The sequence below is a fragment of the Anabaena sp. UHCC 0187 genome, assembly GCF_009712035.1.
Classification (GTDB): Bacteria; Cyanobacteriota; Cyanobacteriia; order Cyanobacteriales; family Nostocaceae; genus Dolichospermum.
This window is the reverse complement of the sequence record NZ_VILB01000011.1, coordinates 754,846-778,799: the sequence shown is the minus strand read 5'-3', so window position 1 is coordinate 778,799 and position 23,954 is coordinate 754,846. Positions and strand designations below refer to the sequence as shown.

Genomic DNA, 23,954 nt, shown 5'->3' with positions numbered 1-23,954 from the left:
AATCACAGGAATCTGGGTAATTATGATATTGCTGCCGCTGGATTAAGTCCCAATTGGGATAATAAACGGTCAATATCAAAATGCTCGGACATAAGAGAGCGAATGCACTCTATTTTAATTGGTTCATGGACACGAACTTGACCAAAGGTACGATCAATGATTTCCACTGTGGTGAGAGTGTCGAGATCCACGGATAAAATCGGGATTTCTAACTCTTCGGCCCGGTTGAGGATAAAGGCAGGAGGTGGTAGTTGTCCAGTCAGAATGAGACATTGAGTAGATGTTTCTAAGGCTGCTTGTTGAATTTCAACGCGATCGCCTCCTGTTACTACTGCCATATTTCGGCGTTTGCGGAAGTATTTGACGGCGGAGTTGACGTTCATCGCCCCAATGGCCAGACTTTCGACTAATAAATCTAGGCGATCGCTCCGACAAAGAACTTCAGCGTTTAACTGCTTGACTAATTCTCCTACACTCACACTGCGGAGGACATCACTTTTGGGCAATGTTGCTAGTACGGGAATACCCTGTTTTTCTAGGAATGGGCGTAAGAGTGTGTGAACTAACTCTAATTTTTCGTGAGGTACTTCATTAATTACCACACCCATTAACCGTTTACCCAATTGCTGTTTAGCAAATAATAAAGCTTCAACAGAAGTTAGTGATTGATAACGGCTAATTAACAGTACAGGAGCATCTAATTTTTCTGCTAATTCCAGTAAGGATAATCCAAATAAATTTCCTTCTGATAAGTTAGCAGGCCCTTCTAAGATTACCAAATTACTCTTTGGTATTTGTGAATACTTCTGTACTAATAACTGTTGATAGTTAGTTGTATCTTCTCCCTGTAAGCGTTTTTGGACAGTAACTTCATCCAAAGATAATAAGGTGGGAGCAATGCGGTTGTCTGGCAGGTTAAGGTTATGAGTAATGAACTGGACATCTTCTTCAACTACAGGACCGGCTGATGTCTTGACAAAATTACCCAAAGGTTTGCCATAGGCAATATCCAAACCTTTTTGTTTTAGCTGATGAGACAAACCTAAAACTGTTGCAGATTTGCCACTGTAAGCTTCAACTGATCCAACCAGCAAATATTTAGCAAGTGTTGGCACGTATGCACTCCTAATTTCAAAAGTTTGTACAACTCAGCTAGGTGTCTACTAATTTTAGTGCAATAGGCGGAAGGTAAATAGCTATAGCAATCCTAATCGCCTAAAAATTCCCAAGAAAATGTCAATAAGTTTAGCTGTGGTAGCTATTGTAGCGATTTTCATTGGGATAAAAATATCTGTTAAAACCAATCTATTGCACTTATTGACGGACAAAGGCAATGATGTTTCACAACCCAGATATCACTTGTAACCATATCATCACCAAGGTTTTGTCTAGGATTCTCAAAGTTGGTAATGATGACCAATTACCAATTTCTTGACAAAAGATATGAAATCTGCTAATAATTGTAATTTGTGGAAACTTTACCCTTTAATATAATCTCTTGGCTAACGTCATTGTCATAGGTGCCCAGTGGGGCGATGAAGGAAAAGGTAAAATAACTGACTTACTCAGCCGCTCCGCAGACGTGGTAGTACGTTATCAAGGGGGAGTGAACGCTGGGCATACAATCGTAGTCCAAGGTCAGACGTTTAAGCTGCACTTAATCCCCTCTGGTATTTTGTATCCAAAAACCGAGTGTATTATCGGCTGTGGAACAGTCATAGATCCACAGGTTTTGATAAAAGAACTCGAACAACTAGAAGAATTAAATATTTCCACGGCTAATCTGCTGATATCGCAGACAGCTCATGTCACCATGCCCTATCATCGCATGATTGACAAGGCATCAGAAGAAGTCCGGGGAAATCATAAAATCGGGACGACAGGTAGAGGTATTGGTCCTACCTACGCCGATAAATCTGAGCGGATCGGCATCAGGATGTTAGACTTGATGGACACCGATGGACTCCGTGAGCAATTAGAGTGGACGATAAACTATAAAAATACCATTTTAGAAAAGCTGTATAATCTACCGCCCCTGAATGCACAAGAGGTGATTGAGGAGTATTTAGGTTATGCAGAACGCTTGCGTCCTTTTGTCGTTGATACATCGTTGAAAATTTACGATGCAGTTTTACGACGACGGAATATTTTGTTTGAAGGCGCACAAGGGACACTGCTTGACCTAGATCACGGAACTTATCCCTATGTCACGTCCTCGAACCCAGTCGCTGGGGGGGCTTGCGTTGGCAGTGGACTAGGCCCGACAATGATAGACCGGGTAATTGGCGTATCCAAAGCCTACACTACAAGAGTCGGTGAAGGTCCATTTCCCACGGAGCTAAATAGTAAAATTGGCGACTTGTTAGGCGATCGCGGTGCAGAATTTGGCACAACCACAGGGCGAAAACGTCGCTGTGGTTGGTTTGATGCGGTCATTGGTCGTTATGCAGTTCGCATTAATGGCATGGATTGTATTGCTATTACCAAACTTGATGTTCTCGATGAACTTGAGGAAATCAATGTTTGCGTAGCTTATGAAATTGATGGTGAACGTTGCGAACACTTCCCCACTAGCGCCCGTCAATTCGCCCGTTGTCGTCCTATCTACAAAACCGTACCAGGATGGCAAGTACCAACAAGTCACTGTCGTACCCTGGAAGAGTTACCAAAGCAAGCACTGGACTATCTCAAATTCTTAGCAGAATTGATGGAAGTTCCGGTAGCAATTGTTTCTTTGGGAGCAAGTCGTGATCAAACCATCATTGTAGAAGACCCTATTCACGGTCCCAAACGCGCACTGTTGCATCCCAATGGTACACCAGTTTAGTCATTGGTCATTGGTCAGTGGCAAAATAACTGACGACTAACAATTAACAACTAACAACTGACAACTTATATGGCAATCGCACTCGAATCTAAAACCCGTCCCGAAGGTAGCAAACCCAGAGCTTTACGCCGTTCTGGCTTAATTCCCGCCAACTTATATGGTCATAAAGGAATTGAATCAATTTCTCTAGTTCTTGACGCTAAAGTTGTAGAACGTTTGCTCAGACAAGTTACTGCTAACAAAACCGAAATAGAACTCAGTATTCCTGAATTAGAGTGGACTGGTACAACCGTAATCCGCGAAATTCAGATTCACCCAGCCAAAGGCACACCTTATCACCTAAGTTTTTTTGCTGGTGCTAAAGGCTAAAATTCAGGTAATACAGCAGGAGTCAGGAGTCAGGAGTCAGGAGTCAGGAGTAAAACTGGCTTGGTTTGTAGGTTTCGATTTAGATTTTGTACCTCCTAACTACGCAACCTGCTGTAATAACGAAGAGAACCAGGGTTAGCCCTGGTTTTTTTGTGGAAAAATTATCTATAGTAGGGAACGGAGAACAGGAAACAGTTCAGAAATTTCCCCATTACCAATTACCAATCACCAATAAAAATGACAGAAACAAATCTTCCCAGCTTCATCCAACAAATGTTACAGCCAGGATTTTATCCTCATCCCGTAACAGAACCAATTCAATTAATTCAAACTCATATTTCTTATGTCCTCCTCACAGGGGATTATGCTTACAAGCTCAAAAAACCAGCCAACTTTGGTTTTTTAGACTTTTCCACCTTAGAAAAACGACAACATTTTTGTGAAGAAGAATTGCGCTTAAATCAACGAGGTGCAGGTGAATTATATTTGGAAGTTTTACCTTTAACTTTAGTAGGTGAAAAATACCATTTAGGGGGAACAGGTGAAGCTGTAGAATATACAGTCAAGATGCGTCAATTTCCCCAATCATCCCTGTTTAGTGAACTTTTTGCCAGTGGAAATTTACAGGAAAGTCACTTAGAAGAATTGGGACGAGTTGTAGCTCAATACCATGCTGAAGCAGTAACAAATGATTATATTCGCAGTTTTGGGGAAGTCTCCCAAGTGCGGTTAGCAATTGATGAGAATTATCAGCAAGCTCAAAACTATATTGGTGGCCCCCAAACAAAAGACCAGTTTGAGGAAACAAAACAATATACAGATAATTTCTTTGTCCAACATCCAGAATTATTTAAAAGCAGAATTGACCATAACTATATTTGTGAATGTCACGGTGATTTACACCTAAGAAATATTGCTCTTTGGCATGACAAAATTATGCTATTTGATTGCATAGAATTCAATGAGCCTTTTCGCTTCGTTGATGTTATGTATGATGTGGCTTTTACAGTCATGGATATTGAAGCCAGAGGACGGAAAGATTTAGGAAATGCCTTTTTAAATGCCTACGTGGAACAAACTGGAGATTGGGAAGGTTTACAGGTATTACCTTTATATTTAAGTCGTCAAGCTTATGTACGGGCGAAGGTGAATTCCTTTTTATTAGATGATCCTAATATCCCGGCTGCGGTGAAAGAAGAGGCAGCAAAAACAGCTTCCGCATATTATCGTCAAGCGTGGGAATATACTAAACCTCAACAGGGAAAACTGATTGTGATGTCGGGATTGTCTGGTGCAGGTAAAAGTACCACAGCGAAACATTTAGCGCGGAAACTCAACGCAGTCCATCTGCGTTCCGATGCTGTGCGTAAGCATTTAGCGGGAATTCCCCTATTAGAAAGAGGTGGGGATGAAATCTATACACCGGAAATGACGCAAAAAACCTATAGCCGATTGTTAGCATTAGGAATTATACTGGCTAATCAAGGTTGGTCTGTGATTTTAGATGCTAAATATGATCGTCAGGATTTACGGGCAGAAGCTATTTCTCAAGCTACACAGCATCAATTACCGATACATATTATCAATTGCACCGCACCCCTAGAAGTTTTAAAAGAGCGCCTGCTGAACCGCACTGGTGATATTGCTGATGCGACTGCTGATTTATTAGCATCGCAAATCAAGCAATCTGAACCATTTACAGATCAAGAACAATCTTATATAACGGTTGTAGATACAACTCAGCCGCTAGATACACAATTACCAGGATTAATTTAATTTTTGTCTAGTAAGTCAGGGTAAAGCGCAATGCGCTAAACCCCTACACCATTAAAATTAAAAATTTCTAACCAGCTTGTTTAATCATTCCTTTTTCTTTCTTCTTCCTGACTCCTGACTCCTGACTCCTGACTCCTGACTCCCAATATTATGGCACCCAAAAATAATCTCCTAGGCGATATTTTTTCTTCTTCACCTAACTTCTTTTCTCAACTACTATTTGGGCTATTTATATTCATTATCTCCAGAATTGCTGGGGCTTCATTTCCTCTCAGTTTGTTTCTGGGTGTGATGGGTGGTGTCACAGTGGGGGTGATTACAACTGCCAATGACAATCACCCCGAATCTACCATACTAACCTCCAATGATGGCATTGATGCTGGATTGAAATACTGGTTGGTATTTATGTTAGGTTGTCTTTTTTTAGGTTATTCAGCACCCACAAGTATTTTGTTTGGTGGGATTGCGGGGATTGGTGGTGGCTGGATTATTTCTTGGTGGCGAAGTCAGGAAACCTCACAAACACAATTATCAGAGGATGTTTTAGAAGAAGAGACAGAACAACCCAGTGAAAGAAGTGCTAAAAGACGCAAAAGAATTCCGGCTAGGCGTTTTCGTCGCGGTTCTTCAACTTTCAATTTTCGCTTTTGGCAAAAGTAATTAGGGTTTGCTGATAGCGAAGCGTGGCGTAAGCCATAAAAGTTATCTGTGAAGGCTAGGAGTAAGGAGTCAGGAGTCAGGAGGAAGAATTAGAAGAAGAGAAGAATAGTCTTGAATCTGGTCAAGTGATAGGTTTTTGCTAATTTCAATCCTTATTCCTTGCACCTTTTTCACCTTCAAACTCTTGATATATCTAAGTTTTAGCTTTATTAAGCAAGCCCTACTTATGTTCTTATATCTATCTAAATTACTACCACTATTTTTTTACCCTTTAGGATTGGCAAGTGTGAGTTTAATAGTGGCTTTAGTGACTTTGCCCAAACGTCCCCGCATTGCGACTATAGCTATTTCTCTATCGTTAGCTGTATTACTGCTTTCTAGTAATGCTTGGGTGGCAAAATACATGATCCGTAGCCTAGAATGGCAAAATATTCCTACTGCCCAAATCCCCAATGCAGAAGCTATAGTTGTCTTAGGTGGGGCAACTAAATCAGGAATTTGGCCACGTCCAACTGTGGATTTAAGTGAAGCAGGCGATCGCGTAATTTATGCCGCTCAACTCTATTTTCAGAAAAAAGCCCCTATAATTATCCTGAGTGGTGGCCGGATTGATTGGCGCGGTAGTGGTTCACCTGAGTCAGCAGATATGGCAACTATCCTCACATCTATTGGTGTTCCATCAGCAGCAATTATCCAAGAACCTAATTCTTTCAATACCCATGATAATGCTGTTAATGTCAGCAAAATTTTGGCAGAACGTCAGATTAAAAAAGTATTATTAATAACTTCGGCAATGCACACACCGCGATCCTTGAAAATTTTTCACCGTCAAGGTATTGATGTTATTCCCACACCCACTGATTTTCTCGTTAGTCAAGGTGAACTTGAAGAACTTGTCAGCAGTCCTAAAGCCGCTATTCTCAACTTACTACCTGATACTGATAACTTACACCAATTCACAGGTGCTTTAAAAGAATATCTGGGTACTTTTATTTATTGGTTACGCGGATGGATTTAACAATTCAAAATTCAAAATTCCTGGAAACTCCTAGCATTGATTAATTACCAATGAGTCAAGAACTACCATATATTGTCCCAGTCCCTCAGCCCGAAGTCGAAGAAGTTTTTGGTGTTCATCAAACAGCCCAGAAATTTTACCAGGAAGTTAACGCCCGTTCAGAGTTTAAACAGCACTGTGAGTGGTATTACACAACCGCAGCCCAAAACCGTCGAGACTTAGCAAAAATGCGCGGCGAACTCAATATTATGTCCTGGTTTTGTCGCCGCTAATTGGTGATTTAGATGGTTTCTATTTCAAAATCGCGTAAATGGGCTTTAAATTTTTTACTAAACTGGATTAAAAAAGGAAAGTTAGCACTTACAGGTCTATCATGCCATTGGGTAACAATAGCCGCTATTTCTCCTTCTGTACCGTTGATGTCAAAAGCCTGACCGCGATGTTCAGGATGATGATAAACTACGACTGATTCTTTAACACGCACGCGATCGCCTACTTTCATAATATCTTATGTATCTAACTTTTGTTTTTCCCAAACCATCTCCACAGCTATTTTGACGGAACTATAGATGGCTACTGCAAAATCCAGCATGATTTAATGGCAAACCCAATTTTACAACACATCGCGTTATTATTCCCGGACTGGGCAGAATTGTCGGACCTTTTGGGGAAGTTGCCGACAAACTTGTGAGAAAGATTGGGGATATAATTGCCACCAAGCAAATAAACCGACAGTGGTACTTCCCAGCAATAAAACTAATAACCCGGCAAATAGCGCCCATCCTTTACCCCTAGATGGTGTTATCGGTGCAGCAGTGGGTTCTTCCGTCAGATTTAAATCTAGAAGGGCTTGAGAACTTTCTGCTAAGGTTTCTTCTATGGGTGTAGCTATAATTAGGGCTTCTGCATCGGGAACAGCTAAAGGTTGGGGGGGAATAATTTCCGCCGGAGGTGCGGGGATAATTGCCATGGAGGATGGTTGGGTAACACGGCAAAGAGTTAGCACTACAGATATATTATCTTGGCCGTTCTTTTCATTAGCCAGTTTAATTAATTCCTGAGTAGCATCTTCTATTCTTAAATCACCTGTAAGTACAGGAATTGCATAATCTTGCCAAGATTGTTCGACTAAATTGCGATCGCTTAAACCATCGGAACAAAGCAATAAAATTCCATCTTCTTCTATTATAAATCGTTGAATTGAAAAGTTGAGAAATTCGGCTTCTTTTGTGCCTAATGCTTGAGTGAGGGCTTTAGCTTCCGGGATTTGCAATGCTTGACGATATAAGCTTTTTCCTAAGCCTACTTCCCGTTTTACCATATCATCATCTACCGTCAGGAGTTGACAATAATTCTGGGTGATCCAATAAGCGCGACTATCCCCAACATGGGCTAAATAAAGTTCGTGAGAATTTTCTAACTCTTCTCCTCTTTGGGGTATCTGCAATGACATGACTAAGGTTGTGGCCATGCGTTCCTTTCCCTGACGTTTTTGCTCATCATTGCGTGACCAAACAACATTATTCACAACTCGCAAACAAGACTCTATTTGTTGATATAACAAATCTGGGATTAACAGTTCTGTTTGTTGTCCTATTTCTGTCAATAAAGCCCGCATTTGCAATTTGAGAGACTGCAAAGCTAATTGACTGGCAACTTCACCACCTTCATGGCCACCAATACCATCGCAAATAATTGCTAGTCGTGGTTGTAATTGATCATCTATGTCTCTAGGATGACTGGGATAACAGGCATCTTCGTTATGCTTAATAACGGGGCCTGAATCTGTAGCCCCGGCTATGGTTAAATATAAAGGTAAATCTGCGGCTGTTGTCAGTAATAGTTCATTGAGTTGAGTATTGATGATCTGTAAATCAATTTCTGGTTGACGCATTAAGTCAACTATGAGTTGTAATTTCTCGGCAATTGTAGTTTTTGCTATTGTCGCCCAAGGCTGCCAAGAATTACCTAAATCTTGTAAAGTCGGGTTTTCTGGATTTTGGTGCAGTTCTAATAAGCGAATACACCAACCTTGCACACATAAATTATCTGCTAATAGCAAACTTTGGGCAACTCCCAATTCGGATAAGGGTGTCCACAATTGGAGAATTTGCCATAACCAGTAAACTTGTCTGACAGGAGATGCTTGTTCCCACGCGTCGCTAATAGTGGGGTAAATACAGCCTGTTTCATCTATGGGGGCATTTTCTAGTAAAAGAATATCACCTTCTACTTCAGCTAAGGATGTAAAACCATAGGCTTGGGGTATATGCAAATGCTCTGAATATAAGCGCAGGTAGGGAATAACAATATTTGGTAGTTCTGCGGGGATATCTGGTAATAGTGCGGGTTGGGTATCTAGCCAAATTTGCGGTTTGATGACTTCATATCTGTCTGCTACCTTTGTTCCTGGGGGAATTTGTGCGGCTTGGTTGCCAGTTGCCCGGAGATAGCGGTAAATTAGGGGAGTTTCACAGCGATCGCAAGTAGTGTCACCCACAGAGTTAATTGGTTGATCACATTCTGAATTTGGGCAATTAATTGCCCGTTGGGTAGAAAACATAATTAAAATCAGGATTAGTTTTTTCTGTAAATATTCACTGTATTGGTGTATTTAAAATACCAAATTAAAATGAAACAGGAGGGAATAAGGTTTTAAGAATATTTGACCGCAGATAAACGCAGATAAACGCAAATAAGGATGGATGAATTAATGGATTTCATGATTCTGTTCAGCCTCACATAATATTGGTATGAGTAAATTCATTGTAAGGGAAAAGCGTTATGCCAAGTTTTAGTTTAATTTGGCTGTTAGCGGGTTCGGTTCTGTGTTTAACGGAACTTTTTTTACCATCGGCTTTTGTTGCTTTCATGATGGGCATTAGTGCTTTGATGGTGGGACTTTTATCTTACCTGGGTCTGAGTAATTTGTGGATACAAGTTGCAGCTTGGTTGTTATTATCCACAATTCTAATTATCCTTTCCCGTCGGTTTTTGCAACCACGACGACGGAAATCAAAAATTCAAGATGCAGTCATCGGGGAAACTTTAACGGAAATTTTACCAGGTCACGTGGGCAGGGTACTATACGAGGGTAACTCTTGGCGAGCAAAATGTGATGATGACAAAATCACTTTACCACCTCAGCAAATTGTTTATGTGGTGCGAAGGGAGGGAACAACTTTAATTGTCATGCCAGATCATTTTTTGAGTTAGTTGTTATTGGTGAATATCTGCAAATAAGGAGAAAATTATTATGGAACAGTTTTTTTTACTCATCGTTTTAGCACTTGGTGGCTCTGCTGTTGCTGGATCTGTGCGTGTTGTCAATCAGGGAAATGAAGCTTTGGTGGAAAGGCTGGGTAGTTATAACAAGAAAATGCAGCCAGGGCTAAATTTTGTGATTCCCTTTGTTGATAAAGTTATCTATGAAGAAACTATTCGGGAAAAGGTTTTGGATATTCCTCCTCAAAAGTGTATCACCCGCGATAATGTCGGCATTGAGGTAGATGCTGTGGTTTACTGGCGGATTGTAGATATGGAAAAAGCCCGCTATAAGGTGGAGAATCTGCAATCAGCTATGGTGAATTTGGTGTTGACTCAAATTCGCTCGGAAATGGGACAATTGGAGTTAGATCAAACTTTTACTGCCCGAACTCAAATTAATGAATTGTTATTACAGGAATTGGATGTTTCTACTGATCCTTGGGGTGTAAAGGTAACGAGGGTTGAGTTAAGAGATATTATTCCTTCTCAAGCGGTGCGGGAGTCAATGGAATTGCAAATGTCAGCGGAACGACGCAAACGCGCATCTATTTTAACTTCGGAAGGCGATAGAGAATCGGCTGTGAATAGTGCTAGGGGTAAGGCAGATGCCCAAATTTTGGACGCAGAAGCCCGACAAAAATCGGTAATTATGCAGGCAGAAGCTGAACAAAAATCAATCGTGCTTAGGGCGCAAGCAGAACGCCAACAACAGGTTTTAAAGGCGCAAGCGATCGCTGAATCAGCAGAAATTATTGCCCAAAAAATCAAAGCTAACCCTGATGCTCAAAAAGCTGTGGAAGTGCTGTTGGCTTTGAGTTATCTGGATATGGGGACTACTATTGGTAAAAGCGATAGCAGCAAGGTCATGTTCATGGACCCCCGGAATATTCCCGCTACTTTAGAAGGTATTCGTTCTATTGTTTCAGATCATGCTCCTGATCCCAAGCCTCTATTTCCCAAAAATTAAATAGTTTCTTCTTCCTTATTCCTACTTTCTACCTCAAGCCTTAACTTGACATTTTGTACATAGTCCAAAAAACTCTAAGGTGTGATAAAAAACTTTAAATTGATGGCTGGTTTGTAATTGGTTTTCGAGTTCATGGACAGGACATTGATGAATAGGAATGGAAATACCGCATTGTAGGCAAGTTAGATGATGTTTGTCCTGCTGTATTAAGCTATACAGGGCTTCTCCATTGGCCAAAGTTCTTACCTGCACTAAGCCTTCTAATTTGAGAGCATCCAAGGAACGGTAAACTGTTGCTAAACCCATGCTTTGTTTGAGATTACGTAATTCTACGTAAATATCTTGGGCAGAAATACCTTGTTTAAGATTTTGTAACAGGTTTAAAATCCGTTCTTGACTACGGGTGTGTATGGCTCTCATAAATATTTGTTAAATTTGTATCTATGGTAGGGGTAATTCATGAATTACTCCTACATTGCTAAATCCTAATTATATTTTCACTCAGTTGGAACATAAAGTTATAGTATAGCGATCGCAGCATTCAGCAAAAAGCCTGTGCAAATAAAATATTTAGCTAAAATTTTCGTGACACTTCGGACTTCAGTTTTAGATCCTGCTGGTGTGGCTGTACAATCTGGCCTCAAACAAATGGGATACGACAACGTGGAACAGGTGAGAATTGGTAAGTACATTGAGTTAACTATTGTCGCACCTGATGAGATGAAAGCGCGTCGAGATTTAAATCAAATCTGTGACCAAATGTTATCAAATCCGGTAATTGAAAATTATCGCTTTGATTTGATTGAGGTAGAATCACAAACTGGCGTATTTTGAAATTGGTAATTGGTAATTGGTGATTGGTAATTGGTAAGAGGGAAAACTCTTGCCTTTTGCCTACTCCCTGTTCTTCCACAACCGACAACCGACAACTGACAACTGACAAACAATGAAATTTGGTATTTTAGTTTTTCCAGGTTCTAATTGTGATCGTGATGTTGCCTATGTGACTAGGGACTTGCTAGGACAACCAACGCGCATGATTTGGCATCAAGAGACGGATATTAGTGATATAGATGTGGTGATTGTCCCTGGTGGCTTTAGTTACGGGGATTATTTGCGTTGTGGAGCGATCGCTCGCTTCTCTCCTGTGATGCAGCAAGTCATTAACCATGCACAACAAGGTAAATTTGTCATCGGTATTTGCAACGGGTTTCAGGTATTAACTGAAGCTGGTTTATTACCTGGGGCATTGGCTAGAAATCAAGATTTGCACTTTATTTGCGATCGCTCTCCCTTGAAAGTTGAGCGTAATAATTTACCTTGGACTCATGGTTATGCTGAAGGGGAAATCATCACTTTACCCATTGCTCACGGAGAGGGGCGATTCTACAGTGACGAATCCACTTTAGCAGAAATCGAAGCCAACGGACAAGTTTTATTTCGTTATCAAGAAAATCCCAACGGTTCACTCAACAACATTGCGGGGATTTGCAATCTTCAAGGTAATGTTTTGGGGATGATGCCACATCCAGAAAGAGCAGCAGATTCCGCGTTAGGTAATAGCGACGGTTTGCGCTTGTTTGAGGGGTTGCTGGGGAAGGTAGCAGCTTTGGTGTAATAGATTCCCGACTTCTTCGAGAGGTCGGGTATTTTTATTATTATTTTATCTTGACTTGTCAAGACGCAAAGCCTTATTATTCATAGTAAGTAATTTTAGAGACAACTATTAAGGGTGCAAATGAACAAAATAACAATAAATCCAGACTTAGCCAATGTGGATTATACTGATTTATTAAATAAAGTCTTACAAGTCTTAAAGCAAAAGCAACTATTTACCATCTCTAAAGACAATCAACGGGTATTGGTTAATGTTAATCAAGTAGTTAATGAAGTTATTAATTTACAACCATATAATCCTTTAGGAAATGAGAGATCAGTACGTGCTGCTACTCTAAATTTTAGTTCCGGTTCTCAAGAGACATTTGTTAAACAAATTAAAGAAATTAGTGCTTGTATTCAGGGATATTTAACAGCGGCTATTTCTCAAAATCAATCAATAGATAGATTTCAATTTATTCAACAACTAATTACCGATTTACAGACATTAAAAATTTCCAACCAACCATCTAAATTAGACTTTAGTTATAACTTTCCAGAATATCAAAAACTACAAAAGCAACGGTTAACTGTTAAAAAAAGCGATAGCAAACAAAAACAACTACTAAAAGCCCATAAAGTTAAAATCTCCGTAGAGAAACCCCGTGATTTTCCTGCTGTATTATTAACAGGAATTAATAATTTTATTGATACAAAATTTACTAACTCTAGAGATATAGAAGATTTAGAAGATATTTTAGATAATTTAACAGAAAATCCCAACTCTGATATTTATCGGTTACAAAACCTAGTTAACCAAGAAACATTAGGGAAACTGAAAAAACTCGCAAAAATTAAATATTTAGAATTTCTCTCAGAAAACATTGATGAAAAAGCCAGTGATGATAACTCTAAAGGTAAGATATATTTAGAAGATTTAATCAGAAGATTGAAAATATTAGATGATTATATCAATGATACCAATCAAGCAGATGGTGAATATATAGTTAATTATGGGGGAATACAAGTTAATTACCAAACCATGTTTTCTCGCAGTGAAGCTTATGATATGTTACCGATTATTCCCATCATTGAAGGTTATTTAGGAGAAACAGAAGATCAAAATCGAGAAAAAATAGAATTTATATTTGGTTTAAAGTTAAAGTTTGATGGAAAAGTGCAAAATGATGGAGGTAAAAGTGTTTTTGATTATAATCTCAATCTGTTGAATCCAGATAGCAAAGAACATCAAACAGAAATTGCAGATGAATCAAGAAAATTTACCTTTGTGAATAAAGTTCTTAAACTCGCATTTTTGTATTATTTTCTATTCGCATCTAATCAAAATCCTCAAGCAGAAAATTACAATATTCAAGATGAGTTAGGATATGAACCTATTCATAAATTCAAAGAAAGCGTATTACCAATATTGAAAGGTAATGATGATGAAGCTAAGAAAAAATTATTTAGAAATTTATTAAAAGGTTTTACATTATATAATGTTCAACAAAAAATAGATGTACTTAAAAAAGTTTTAACAAACCTCATTAAAAGAGAAACACCATTTCCTAGTAGAGAATATCCTCTACATATCTCCGTCAAGAATAGTATTTTAGAAACCGATATGAATACTATTAACGATAGAGACACATTATTTAAATCAGTTTTGCGAGAAAATTTCAAAGATTGTTTAAAATATATCAATTTGGGAAACGCAAACGCACAGACAAACTACCTTGTCAGTCTCAAAGCAAATATGAAAATCAGCGAAATTCATTTTTTAGAGACTGAAGATAAAGAAACCTTTAGCATGGAATATGATATTCCCAATGGTATTGGAGTTTTACCCGTGGTATTTTTACCAATGGAAGATAAAAAATGCAGTGAATTTTATAGCACAAATTTACAAAATCGTAACTTGATAATTTTTCCCTATCGGTTAGAAACTCAAAAACTAGAAACACATCAAGAACTGATTTACAAAATTACCTATAGCTTACTTGCGTATATTTGTTTGTACGTCTTATTCGAGAAACAGACAAAATTATTTATTCCTATTTTGAGAGTACATCTGAAAGAGAAAACCGATAACGCACCAATAGAAAAGTTTATAGTTTCGCTAACTGCGGTATTATCTCACTTATTTAATGACGGATATCGTAGTAATGAACAGGGAATAGTTATTAGCGACTTTGCAAAAAAAGCTAAATTTAAAATTCCTAATGTTCTCAGTTCCTTATATTCAGTTGTTCCCAAAAAATTCAAGTTACTAAAACCTGATAAATTTAAATTTCAGGAACTTGATAAACTTGCAATTATCGTAGTTTCCAGTCGAGAAAGTGATAGCAAATGGGGAACAAAAGTCAAAAAATCTAACCTCATGGGGGAAATTGTGACTTTACAGATAGAATCGCAAAGTGTGAGATTTCAGCTTTTTAAAACTTTCTCAGAAAACTATAATGATCATGAGGAGATGTTTGAATACCCCACAGTGGTAGTTGATAACGTAGACAAATTATACAAGCAAGGATATAGACACTTTATTTATATAGCAAAAGTTCCCTACAGCAGCACATTACATATTACCCAAACAGCAAAAGATGATGAACTATTTTTTATGTCGAAAAGCGTAATTACCGCATTGAAAAAAGAAAGACATGACATCAAAATTTATCCCATGTTCTTTGAGAAATACTACGCAGTTAAACTCACATCATTTACATCAACATCATTATATATTCAAGATACCATTGAACTGACTGAATTAGCGGAAGATCCTAATAAACAATCTGTAGTCTTTTTCAACTTATTTAATGGAATCGCACTTTCCAAAGAGAATAATTATAACGGAGTCATGTCTTACGCAACACTATTAAACATTTACGATGGTATTTTAGATGACGAAGATATCAGAAAAGGACTAATTTCTAATCAAAGTGATTTAAAAAATGAAATTCTTCAATGTTTAACCTTATTTCATTTTTCTCGCTATGAAAAATCGAGAGACATTCAACTTAAATTAGATCCATATCAAAATCTAATTGGAGATGAATCAGTTAGTCAACTTGCGTTATTCAAACATAGCAGAGTCAAAGCTGATTTTAACTCCTTAGCATTTTTAACTTATATCAAAGAAATACTCGCAAAACCAGAATAGTCCGTAGTGAGGACTTCAGTCCTCAAACTTATTAAAATCAGGACTAAAGTCCTGACTACAGGGAAAAAAGATGTCAGCAAAAATAGCGGATGATTTAGGAAGATTATTTGAGGTAGGATTTAATATTGGAGTCTTATCTTATCTTCACAAAAACCAAATCAAAAATAATTTTGGTAACTTATATCATGATGAACTTGAAAATCTCAAATTTTCGGAAATCAGAAAAACCATAGTTAGGAAAGTTGTCAGCAAATTAGAAAGAGAGATAGCTGATACTTGGTGTCAATTTTTTGTTCAAAAAGGTTTTTTATGTGGTTTAAATTTCTTTCAGGAATATCTCAAATCTATTGGATGTGATCAAAAGGAAAATTTCCGACATTTAGAAATTATATATTATCAATGTTGTTTCAATGGAGATAACAGCATCGGTACTCATGAAGTTAATCATAAACAATGGTTCAAAGATGTTCTTTCCCAGCTTCAAAATTTAGAAAATGTTTCTGATCATATTGACATATATAAAAGTAAAGGAGATTTTCTCAACGCAGATACTTTGATTTTGCTCAAATACCGACGTAAATATCGGGTTTTATGTCTTGATTTATCGGTATTTTCTATCCACACTGATGAAGATATGGAAAATATTGATTATGTGGAAATTATTCGCCGGTTATTAATGCGAGATGTTAATTATATTCGTTCTAAAAGTGTGTTTTCTAGTTTGCGAATTGATACCGAATCTTTGGGTTTAGATTTTTCTCCCAGTTTAAAGGAATATTTTACAGCTTTTAAATCTAAAGATAAGGAAAGCGCGAAATTAATTCAAGCTGCTGGTTATATTTATAGCTTTTGTCAGTTTCTCGAAAAAACCGCAATTATCCCCAATATATCACAGTTGGTATGTAATGCAGTTGGATATAGCGATCGCTCATTCAATACTATTTCCATTCAAGCAGAAAATCTCGATATTTTCCAAACCTGTTATCAAATCTATAAATATGATAGCAGTTCTGAAGAAATTACCAGCGCCCGTAAAAAAGTTCTCGATAGAATTAAACGTGCTGCTTTTACTAGCTTTAATCAAGGAAAGGAACTTGTTAACTCACTTCTAGAAATTACTCCCAATACCATCAATATCTTACCAGCTTACACAGAACAAATTACTGATTTTTATAACTCCGTCGCTATAGTACCTCCAGAGTTAATATCTACTTTAAATTTAACCGGAAATCCCAACTTCCGACAAGCGCATAATCAACTAATTAAAAAATATCTCCTTTCCGAAAATACCTATATCTTCCTAACTGGAAATCCGGGAATTGGAAAAACTACCGCTATTGTAGATTTTTTCAAAGAATATAAAGATGATGGTTTTCTTTTATTTTATGTCAGTCCCCGCAAACAAGTCAATCTTGACATCATTGAAAAATTCAAAGATCAGGAAAATGGGAAATTAATTGATGACAGAATTTTCGCTATCAATACTCACAGTAATTTAATTCAAGATAATTTTGGTAAATGTTCCGTCGCATATACCTCAAACCAACATAAAGATGATTTTAATTTAGGAGGAGTTCACTTTCTTAATAGTGAAAATGTGGAAAGAAAAGCCAGACGTAAAGACAGACTTGAACATATTACCGAAGATACATTTCAAGATATTGGACAAAAAACCAAAGGAGTATTAAATAGTATTTGTGAAGGTTTATATAATCTGATTAGCTGTGAAAAATATAACCAGATTATTGCTACCGCTTCCACACAGTCATTGAAAAAAACAGACTATGGGGATACTTTAAAACATCTCACTAAAATCTTTCGTGACGCATATAATGAAAGAGAAAGTAAAGTTTTTCCAGCAAAAATGCAAAATATTTCTCGTCGCATTAAACATCTATTTATTATGATAGATGAAATTACTGGAGATGAAGGAGGAGTAGAATTTTTAGATGGAATTCAAAAAATCGTTAAGCGTTACGAGTTAACAAAACCTGAAAATGGTTTTAACACTAAAATCATTGTTGCTGATGCTTCTATAGTTGATAAAAATGTCATCCGTCAACATTTAGAAGATACTACCCCCGAACCGAATAAAGTCTTTTTTCGTCAAGCAGAAGCAAATATCCAACCTTTGTCAGTAGAACCTTTCACATTTAACAATTTACCCGCTATTATCATTAATACTAATACCTACCCAGCTAAAAGTTTAACTATCAATTATCAAATTATTATTGAATCTTGTAAATTTACTGATAAAGCAAAAATTAGAGATAAATCTAATTTAGAAAAAAAAGTCCAAGAACAAATTCTCAAAGATATTGAAAATCTCTTTCAAAAATCCGAAGTTGAACAATTGATAGTTTATATCCAAAATAAACCCAAATTAGCAGAACTCATTGATAAAATTCAACTAAAATTAGGGAAAGACAACTTTACCAAAAATATCCATTACTTAGAAATACACGCAAATATATCTGAACAAGAAAAACAAGAAATCAAAAAATATCAAGAAATTGTCAAAGTCATTTTTATGACTGCTTCAGGAAGTCGCGGTTTATCTTTCCCTAAAGCCAAACACATCTTGGTAGAAATACCCAAGTTTGAAATTGAAAAAAACCTCATGGAAATAATTCAAGTAATTTATAGAGGAAGGGGAAATGATATCATAGATAGTCAAGATAAATATCTAACTTTCTATTTAGCTGAACGTTCAATTTATTATCAAGATGACTCTCAACTCTCTGTACAAGAAAGTGTTTTGAGTTTATTAAATATCCTCCTAATTCTCAAAGCATCAATTATGACGAGAATTCAAGGTTATGGAATAATTGGGAGGAAAAAATATCTGTTAATTCCCATTGGAGGAAAATCTGTTTTAGCTGCGGGAGAAACCTTTTCTAGTCAAATCGCAAACCTGATTAACCAACTCAAAAAAGAATATAATATCCACAAAAGTCATCAATCACTAAAACACGCTTATATTAATTTAGAAAAAATCATGGGAGATGGTGATTTTGTGGTACAAAAAACTACAGAAGAAAGTTATTTATCTCTGAGGGAAAATTTCAATAACAAATTTTTAGAAGTTGCGAAAACCTTCGATAAATTACTCGATTTTAAACCACTAGAATTAGGTTATATTAGCGGTGGTTTATTAATAATACCCAGTAAAAATATTGAAGAATTTTATCAAATGCGATTATTAAATATTGAAAAATATGCAAATAAAGAATTATGGGAGAATCTCAAAACCATTAGTAGAAGCAAAATTTATCCAGAAAGCCTCACTTATGCAGTTAAAAATGCGATAGAATTAGTTGAAAGACTTAGAAACGCACCACCAAAAACCCAGAACTTTATCCAGAAAAGTCAACACAATGATCAATATTACGCTTTACCATTATTTGCGTTTATTAGTGGTAAAGTGATGAAAGAATACTTTGAAAGTGACATTGAAGAACCAGAAGATCAACGGTTTAAAGATATTTTATCCACTTACATTCGGTCATTATATCCTGTCGGTAACGTTTTACCAATAGGTCATAATTATCAAGAATTCCCCTTTGTGGTATTTAGGAGTTATAGCTTAGAAGAAATCAGAAACAAAGTTTTTACAGAAAAGTACCTATTAAACTCTCATGAATTAAACGTATTAAATTTAATTCTTTCCATATAAACTTAGTTAAAAAAAATATTTTCGCATTTTAAGAGTTAAACCTATTGACAGACACCGAAAAATCCGGTATAGTTATAATTGACGAGGAAGAACTATCTCTATTGCATAAGCGATATTAAGCAAACCATTAATTCCTCTACGAGAGAGAAAAAATGGCTACACCACGCAAACTATCAAACTCTTAAACTTTGCGTCTTTGCTCCTTTGCGCCTACCCTTCGGGATCTCTAAGAGAGATTGCGCGAAACTCATCTTAAACAACGAATAGCTTCCAACAAACCTCTAGCCTTATTCAGAGTTTCCTCATATTCCTTTTCCGGGTCAGAATCAGCCACCAAACCTGCACCAGCTTGGACAGTAACCGTCTGATTATGTAATACCATAGTTCTGATGGCGATCGCACTATTCAATTGTCCTTCAAAATCATAATATCCATACACACCAGAATATACACCCCGGCGACTTGGTTCTATTTCATTAATTATTTCCATCGCCCTGATTTTAGGCGCACCGCTGACAGTCCCCGCAGGAAAGCACGCTTTAAGTAAATCCCATGCAGTTTTACCAGGTGCTAACTTACCCACCACATTACTCACAATGTGCATTACATGAGAGTAGCGTTCAACAATCATTAATTCATCAACCTTCACACTACCGCTACTGCACACCCGCCCCAAATCATTGCGTCCTAAATCTACTAACATGACGTGTTCGGCGATTTCCTTGGGGTCTTGGAGTAAATCAGCGGCTAAAGCTGCATCTTCCTTTGTAGTTTTTCCTCTGGGTCGAGTTCCCGCAATGGGACGGACTGTAGCGATAATTTCCCCTTCATCATTGCATTCAGCTTTGACCATGACTTCGGGACTAGAACCGATAATTTGCCAGTCTTGGAAGTTAAAATAAGCCATGTAAGGCGAAGGATTGATTTGCCGCAAAGAACGATACAGGGCGAAGGGATTACCTGTATATTCTGTGGATAAGCGTTGAGAAATGACAACTTGGAAAATGTCACCAGCTTTGATATGTGCTTTAGCTTTTTCCACACTGGCGCAAAATTCTGGGCGGGTAAAGTTGCTGATATAGTCCTCTATTCCCGCTTTAGGCTTGTTTCCGGGGGCTTTCCAAGCTAATTTGGTGTTTTCTGGTGCTAGGGGTAAAGATAGCTTCCTGACCATTTCCTGAATGCGATCGCTCGCCTTTTGATATGCTACCTCTAACCCGGCTGTATCCCGTAAATCTGCGTAGGCGATCGCCCAAATTTTCCGTTTTACCTGGTCAAAAACTAATAATTGGTCTACCTGCATCCATAACCCATCAGGGATATTTCGCTCATCTTGAGGATGAATTGGTACACGCGGCTCAATCCAATTAATTAATTCATAGCCCCAAAACCCGAATAAACCGCCAATTCCTGAAGGTAATTCTGGTAATTTTACTGGGTGATAAGGTGCTAAACATTCAGATAAAACTGTAAACGGATCACCTGTAAAAACTTGTTGATCACCATCTCGATGGGTTTGGGTAGTTTTATCCCCCCTGGCTTCCAAAATCCACAAAGGATCACAACCCAATAAACTATAACGTCCTAACTTTTCTCCGCCTTCCACCGATTCCAGCAAAAAGCTATAAGGTTGATCTGCACAAACTTTATACCAAGCAGATACAGGTGTATCCAGGTCGGCTATCCATTCCTGATACACTGGCACAAAATTACCTTGAACAGCAAGCTTTTGAAACTGGTTGAAATCGGGGAAAATCATAAATAATTAAAAATTAACACTTAAAAATTAAGAACAAGTTTTTTGTCATGGGTAAGGGGGCAAAGTTTGTCCTTTTTCCCCATTACCCATTACCCATTACCCATTAACTACTATTTAACGATTAAGCGTCGTGAGTAGCTTTACCGCTGAATTTGATTTGTGCAGGATTGGGGTTTTGACCGATTCTGCGGGGTACGTGACGCACCATAGAACGTCCAGCATTTACCTTTTCAGGGAATACGCCATCAGCAGGGTGAATCATGGTGGTTTCGCCGCCGGGGAGAATGCGGTAAACTTTGTAATCGGTGATTTTGAATTTGCGAAGTTGTGCGCCTAAAGCAATACCGTACTCTTTGCGAGCAATGTAAAGTAGGTTTTCGCCTTTTACCATTTTAGCCGCGCCACCAGTGGGCATTTCAAACACTTGCTCTTTGGGACTAGTCCAGGTGATAGCGTACTTTTCTTCTACATCAGCTTTGCTGAGTAGTCCGCCAGTGCTGCCACCAAAGATTGGGGTTTTTCCAGTCAAAGTTGCCATAAACTGTCTCTTGGAGGTTTTTAGGGCATACTAACATTGGAACTGGATTTATGTTGCGATCGCGTTATAGACTGTAACAGTTTTTAGTAATTAGTTGGTTGTTAGTTGTCAATTAATTATTTTCCTGGCTGCCATGCACAATGGGAATTGTAAAATGGAACTGACTGCCTTGATCTTTACCTGTAGACTCAGCCCAAATTTTTCCGTCCCAGCCATTGACAATTTGCCGGCAAATTGCTAAACCCAATCCAGTACCTCCGGTTGTTCGCCGTAATGCCCCTTCTTCTTGGTAAAAGCGGTCAAAAACGATTTCTAGGCGATTGGGTTCAATTCCTCGCCCTGTGTCGGATACGGTGACTTCTAGCATCTCCTGACCATTGGTAATGGCTTTAATAGTAATCTCTCCTGAAGAGGGAGTAAATTTACAAGCATTATCGACAAGTTTGGCTAATACCTCCACTAACCAATCACCATCAGCCCTGACTAAGGGTAAGTTTGCGGAAATTTGAGTTTTGATTTTAGGGATCTTTTCTTGGCTAGAACGTGTCCGTAAGCGACTGAGGGATAAATCTATACATTCTTGGATGGTTAATGATTCAGGATGCCATTCTACCCGGCCACTTTCTAAGTTAGAAAGGGTTAAAAAGTCTTGTACCAGTTTCCGCATTCTTTCGGAGTCGGAAAGGGCTGTACTCAGCATTACCTGTTGCAATTCCCAAGGCATATCCGGTTCAGTAGCCAAGCTTTCTAAACAAACTTGAATGGTGGATAGAGGGGTGCGGAGTTCATGGCCAGTAATGGCAATTAAGTTACTCCGGGTGCGGTCTAAAGCTTCTAGTTGCTGATTTAATTCTTCTAAATTGGCAAAAGATTCCGCTTGAATCAGGGCTGCACCAATTTGGGTGGCGATCGCTTTTACTAAGTCTAACTCCCCAGATTGCCATTCATGAGTGGGAAAATAGCAATAATGTAACTCCACAATTCCCAGTAGTCGCCCTTGATATAATACAGGTTCGATTAACCAAGAACGCACACCAAACTGCTTCACAATTGACGATAAGGCTGGTGATTTCTTGACCTTATAGTCTACCAGGGTATCGTCTACACATACCCCCTCAAGCTGTTTTAGTACCTGCTGAAATAGCGGATTATTTTCTAACTCCCAACTTTGCCCCAGTACAGATGTGACATGAGAGTTCAAAAATTCATGTTCAATGATGGCTTTCGCATCTGTAGCTTGGGCGCGATAAATCAGACACCGACAGGCTTCTAAATGTTCTCCTAACTCCTGAGCCGCAACTTGGAGAATTTCTCGTGGATCAAGCGATCGCCTAATTGCTGTACTAATGGAATTTACCAACCGTTCTTTCCGGGCTTGAGCCGTAATGGAACGATAGGCTTTATGCAGCTTATACTGACTAGCTTGCAGATATGTCACCAACCTCTGCACAAATGGGTCTGTATCAATATCACCAACATATTCATGACTAGAATTCACTCTTGACTTATTTATTGATTCCTCAATCTTAAATCGCTGCTTCACTTCAGCAACTTTACCCGCTAAATCTGGCCGATAAACATGAATTCTATCTAATAAAAGTTGTGCGGCTTTTAAGCATACCCCTTTTTCCGATGTCCAAATTCCCTCAAATCTTCGCGCTGTATCCATATCCAAACTAGGGATCATCTCTGGGATATGTTTATTTCTGGACAGAGAACTCAGGCTTTCTCGACATATCAAGCAAGTAGCATAATTTTCAGCTAATACTAGTAAATGCCATTCTTGAGTTAAAGCGTCATCAGGCTCAAAAGCGACTTTTTCATAGTATTCCGAGCTATTAGCAAACTCCGTTTCCGGTGCAGATAATACATATATTTGATTACTTTTTTCCGCAAGTCGTTGATAGCGATGGGCTTCTTGCCGATAAAATCGCTCCTTTTGGAAACTAGCAATGATCAGGGGACGGTCTAAGGTAGCCGCCAACACTTGATCTTCCATGGCATGGGAGAGCGCGGTTAGTGAAGCCTTAAAATATAACTGGGGTCGCAGATGGGGAAGTGACTTTAGTAAATCACTCAGCACGGAAGTGGAAATACTCATGAATATATATTTAAACGCCCAATCTAGACAAGATTCACGTCACAGTTGCATTGTACAATTTAAAACTGGTCAGTTGTCAGTTGTCTATTAAACACATCTTACCCATTCCCAGTAGAAAGCAAATTTTATCTATTTTCTTAACCTTAATATAGCTTTGGTAGCAACTAAAGCCAAAATACCAGAGCCGGGTGAATGGGCTTTGAGAACAATGATTTCGTTAAACCGCTGGGAAGTTGTACAGTT

19 protein-coding genes are annotated in these 23,954 nt (G+C 38.1%); 12 read left to right on the top strand and 7 right to left on the bottom strand.

Annotated features, from left to right (window positions below; genetic code table 11):
• Positions 1-20 precede the first annotated feature (20 nt).
• Positions 21-1,115: a phosphotransacetylase family protein gene (locus FJR11_RS12620; RefSeq protein ID WP_168504093.1), complete on the bottom strand. Its 1,095-nt coding sequence runs from the start codon at positions 1,113-1,115 to the stop codon at positions 21-23.
• Between the two features lie 383 nt (positions 1,116-1,498).
• On the opposite strand from FJR11_RS12620, the gene FJR11_RS12615 reads away from it, so the two are divergent.
• From FJR11_RS12615 to FJR11_RS12590, 6 genes are all read left to right on the top strand, one after another.
• Positions 1,499-2,827, top strand: a complete 1,329-nt coding sequence (locus FJR11_RS12615) for an adenylosuccinate synthase (protein WP_168504091.1) — start codon at positions 1,499-1,501, stop codon at positions 2,825-2,827.
• A 69-nt stretch (positions 2,828-2,896) separates the two neighbouring features.
• Complete coding sequence (gene rplY, locus FJR11_RS12610; protein ID WP_168504089.1) at positions 2,897-3,196, top strand: 50S ribosomal protein L25; 300 nt, start codon at positions 2,897-2,899, stop codon at positions 3,194-3,196.
• 237 nt (positions 3,197-3,433) lie between these two features.
• Complete coding sequence (locus FJR11_RS12605) at positions 3,434-4,972, top strand: AAA family ATPase (RefSeq protein ID WP_168504087.1); 1,539 nt, start codon at positions 3,434-3,436, stop codon at positions 4,970-4,972.
• Between the two features lie 150 nt (positions 4,973-5,122).
• On the top strand, positions 5,123-5,632 hold the full coding sequence (locus FJR11_RS12600; RefSeq protein WP_168504085.1) for a hypothetical protein: 510 nt from the start codon (positions 5,123-5,125) through the stop codon (positions 5,630-5,632).
• Between the two features lie 226 nt (positions 5,633-5,858).
• Positions 5,859-6,650: a YdcF family protein gene (locus FJR11_RS12595; RefSeq protein ID WP_168504083.1), complete on the top strand. Its 792-nt coding sequence runs from the start codon at positions 5,859-5,861 to the stop codon at positions 6,648-6,650.
• Positions 6,651-6,700: 50 nt separating this feature from the next.
• On the top strand, positions 6,701-6,922 hold the full coding sequence (locus tag FJR11_RS12590) for a hypothetical protein (RefSeq protein WP_168504081.1): 222 nt from the start codon (positions 6,701-6,703) through the stop codon (positions 6,920-6,922).
• A gap of 8 nt (positions 6,923-6,930) precedes the next feature.
• Here the strand turns inward: FJR11_RS12590 and FJR11_RS12585 are convergent, their stop codons facing one another.
• Positions 6,931-7,152, bottom strand: a complete 222-nt coding sequence (locus FJR11_RS12585) for a ferredoxin-thioredoxin reductase variable chain (RefSeq protein ID WP_168504079.1) — start codon at positions 7,150-7,152, stop codon at positions 6,931-6,933.
• A 129-nt stretch (positions 7,153-7,281) separates the two neighbouring features.
• Positions 7,282-9,213, bottom strand: coding sequence for a protein phosphatase 2C domain-containing protein (locus tag FJR11_RS12580; RefSeq protein WP_168504077.1), 1,932 nt, complete (start codon positions 9,211-9,213; stop codon positions 7,282-7,284).
• A 221-nt stretch (positions 9,214-9,434) separates the two neighbouring features.
• Between FJR11_RS12580 and FJR11_RS12575 the strand changes: the two genes are divergently transcribed.
• Together FJR11_RS12575 and FJR11_RS12570 are read left to right on the top strand one after the other, a co-directional pair.
• Complete coding sequence (locus tag FJR11_RS12575) at positions 9,435-9,866, top strand: NfeD family protein (RefSeq protein WP_168504075.1); 432 nt, start codon at positions 9,435-9,437, stop codon at positions 9,864-9,866.
• A 40-nt stretch (positions 9,867-9,906) separates the two neighbouring features.
• Positions 9,907-10,884 carry an SPFH domain-containing protein gene (locus tag FJR11_RS12570; protein WP_168504073.1) on the top strand — a complete coding sequence of 326 codons (978 nt, stop codon included), beginning with the start codon at positions 9,907-9,909 and terminating at the stop codon, positions 10,882-10,884.
• Between the two features lie 33 nt (positions 10,885-10,917).
• Here the strand turns inward: FJR11_RS12570 and FJR11_RS12565 are convergent, their stop codons facing one another.
• The gene (locus FJR11_RS12565) at positions 10,918-11,304 is read right to left on the bottom strand and encodes a Fur family transcriptional regulator (RefSeq protein ID WP_168504071.1); all 387 of its coding nucleotides are present in this window, start codon (positions 11,302-11,304) and stop codon (positions 10,918-10,920) included.
• Between the two features lie 135 nt (positions 11,305-11,439).
• Between FJR11_RS12565 and purS the strand changes: the two genes are divergently transcribed.
• The 4 genes from purS to FJR11_RS12545 all read left to right on the top strand — a co-directional run bounded on the left by purS (position 11,440) and on the right by FJR11_RS12545 (position 19,313).
• Complete coding sequence (gene purS, locus FJR11_RS12560; protein WP_168504069.1) at positions 11,440-11,718, top strand: phosphoribosylformylglycinamidine synthase subunit PurS; 279 nt, start codon at positions 11,440-11,442, stop codon at positions 11,716-11,718.
• A gap of 112 nt (positions 11,719-11,830) precedes the next feature.
• On the top strand, positions 11,831-12,502 hold the full coding sequence (gene purQ, locus FJR11_RS12555; RefSeq protein ID WP_168504067.1) for a phosphoribosylformylglycinamidine synthase subunit PurQ: 672 nt from the start codon (positions 11,831-11,833) through the stop codon (positions 12,500-12,502).
• A 120-nt stretch (positions 12,503-12,622) separates the two neighbouring features.
• Positions 12,623-15,637 (top strand): hypothetical protein, encoded by a 3,015-nt coding sequence (locus tag FJR11_RS12550; RefSeq protein ID WP_168504065.1) that lies wholly within the window; start codon positions 12,623-12,625, stop codon positions 15,635-15,637.
• A 70-nt stretch (positions 15,638-15,707) separates the two neighbouring features.
• Entirely contained in the window at positions 15,708-19,313 is a 3,606-nt protein-coding gene (locus FJR11_RS12545; RefSeq protein ID WP_168504063.1) for a helicase-related protein, read from the top strand.
• A gap of 247 nt (positions 19,314-19,560) precedes the next feature.
• On the opposite strand, the gene trpE is transcribed toward FJR11_RS12545, so the two are convergent.
• The 3 genes from trpE to FJR11_RS12530 form a co-directional block, all read right to left on the bottom strand.
• Positions 19,561-21,072, bottom strand: coding sequence for an anthranilate synthase component I (gene trpE, locus FJR11_RS12540; RefSeq protein ID WP_168504061.1), 1,512 nt, complete (start codon positions 21,070-21,072; stop codon positions 19,561-19,563).
• A 121-nt stretch (positions 21,073-21,193) separates the two neighbouring features.
• Positions 21,194-21,610, bottom strand: coding sequence for a photosystem I reaction center subunit II PsaD (locus FJR11_RS12535; protein ID WP_168504059.1), 417 nt, complete (start codon positions 21,608-21,610; stop codon positions 21,194-21,196).
• 112 nt (positions 21,611-21,722) lie between these two features.
• Positions 21,723-23,711: a DICT sensory domain-containing protein gene (locus tag FJR11_RS12530; RefSeq protein WP_168504057.1), complete on the bottom strand. Its 1,989-nt coding sequence runs from the start codon at positions 23,709-23,711 to the stop codon at positions 21,723-21,725.
• Positions 23,712-23,954 lie beyond the last annotated feature (243 nt).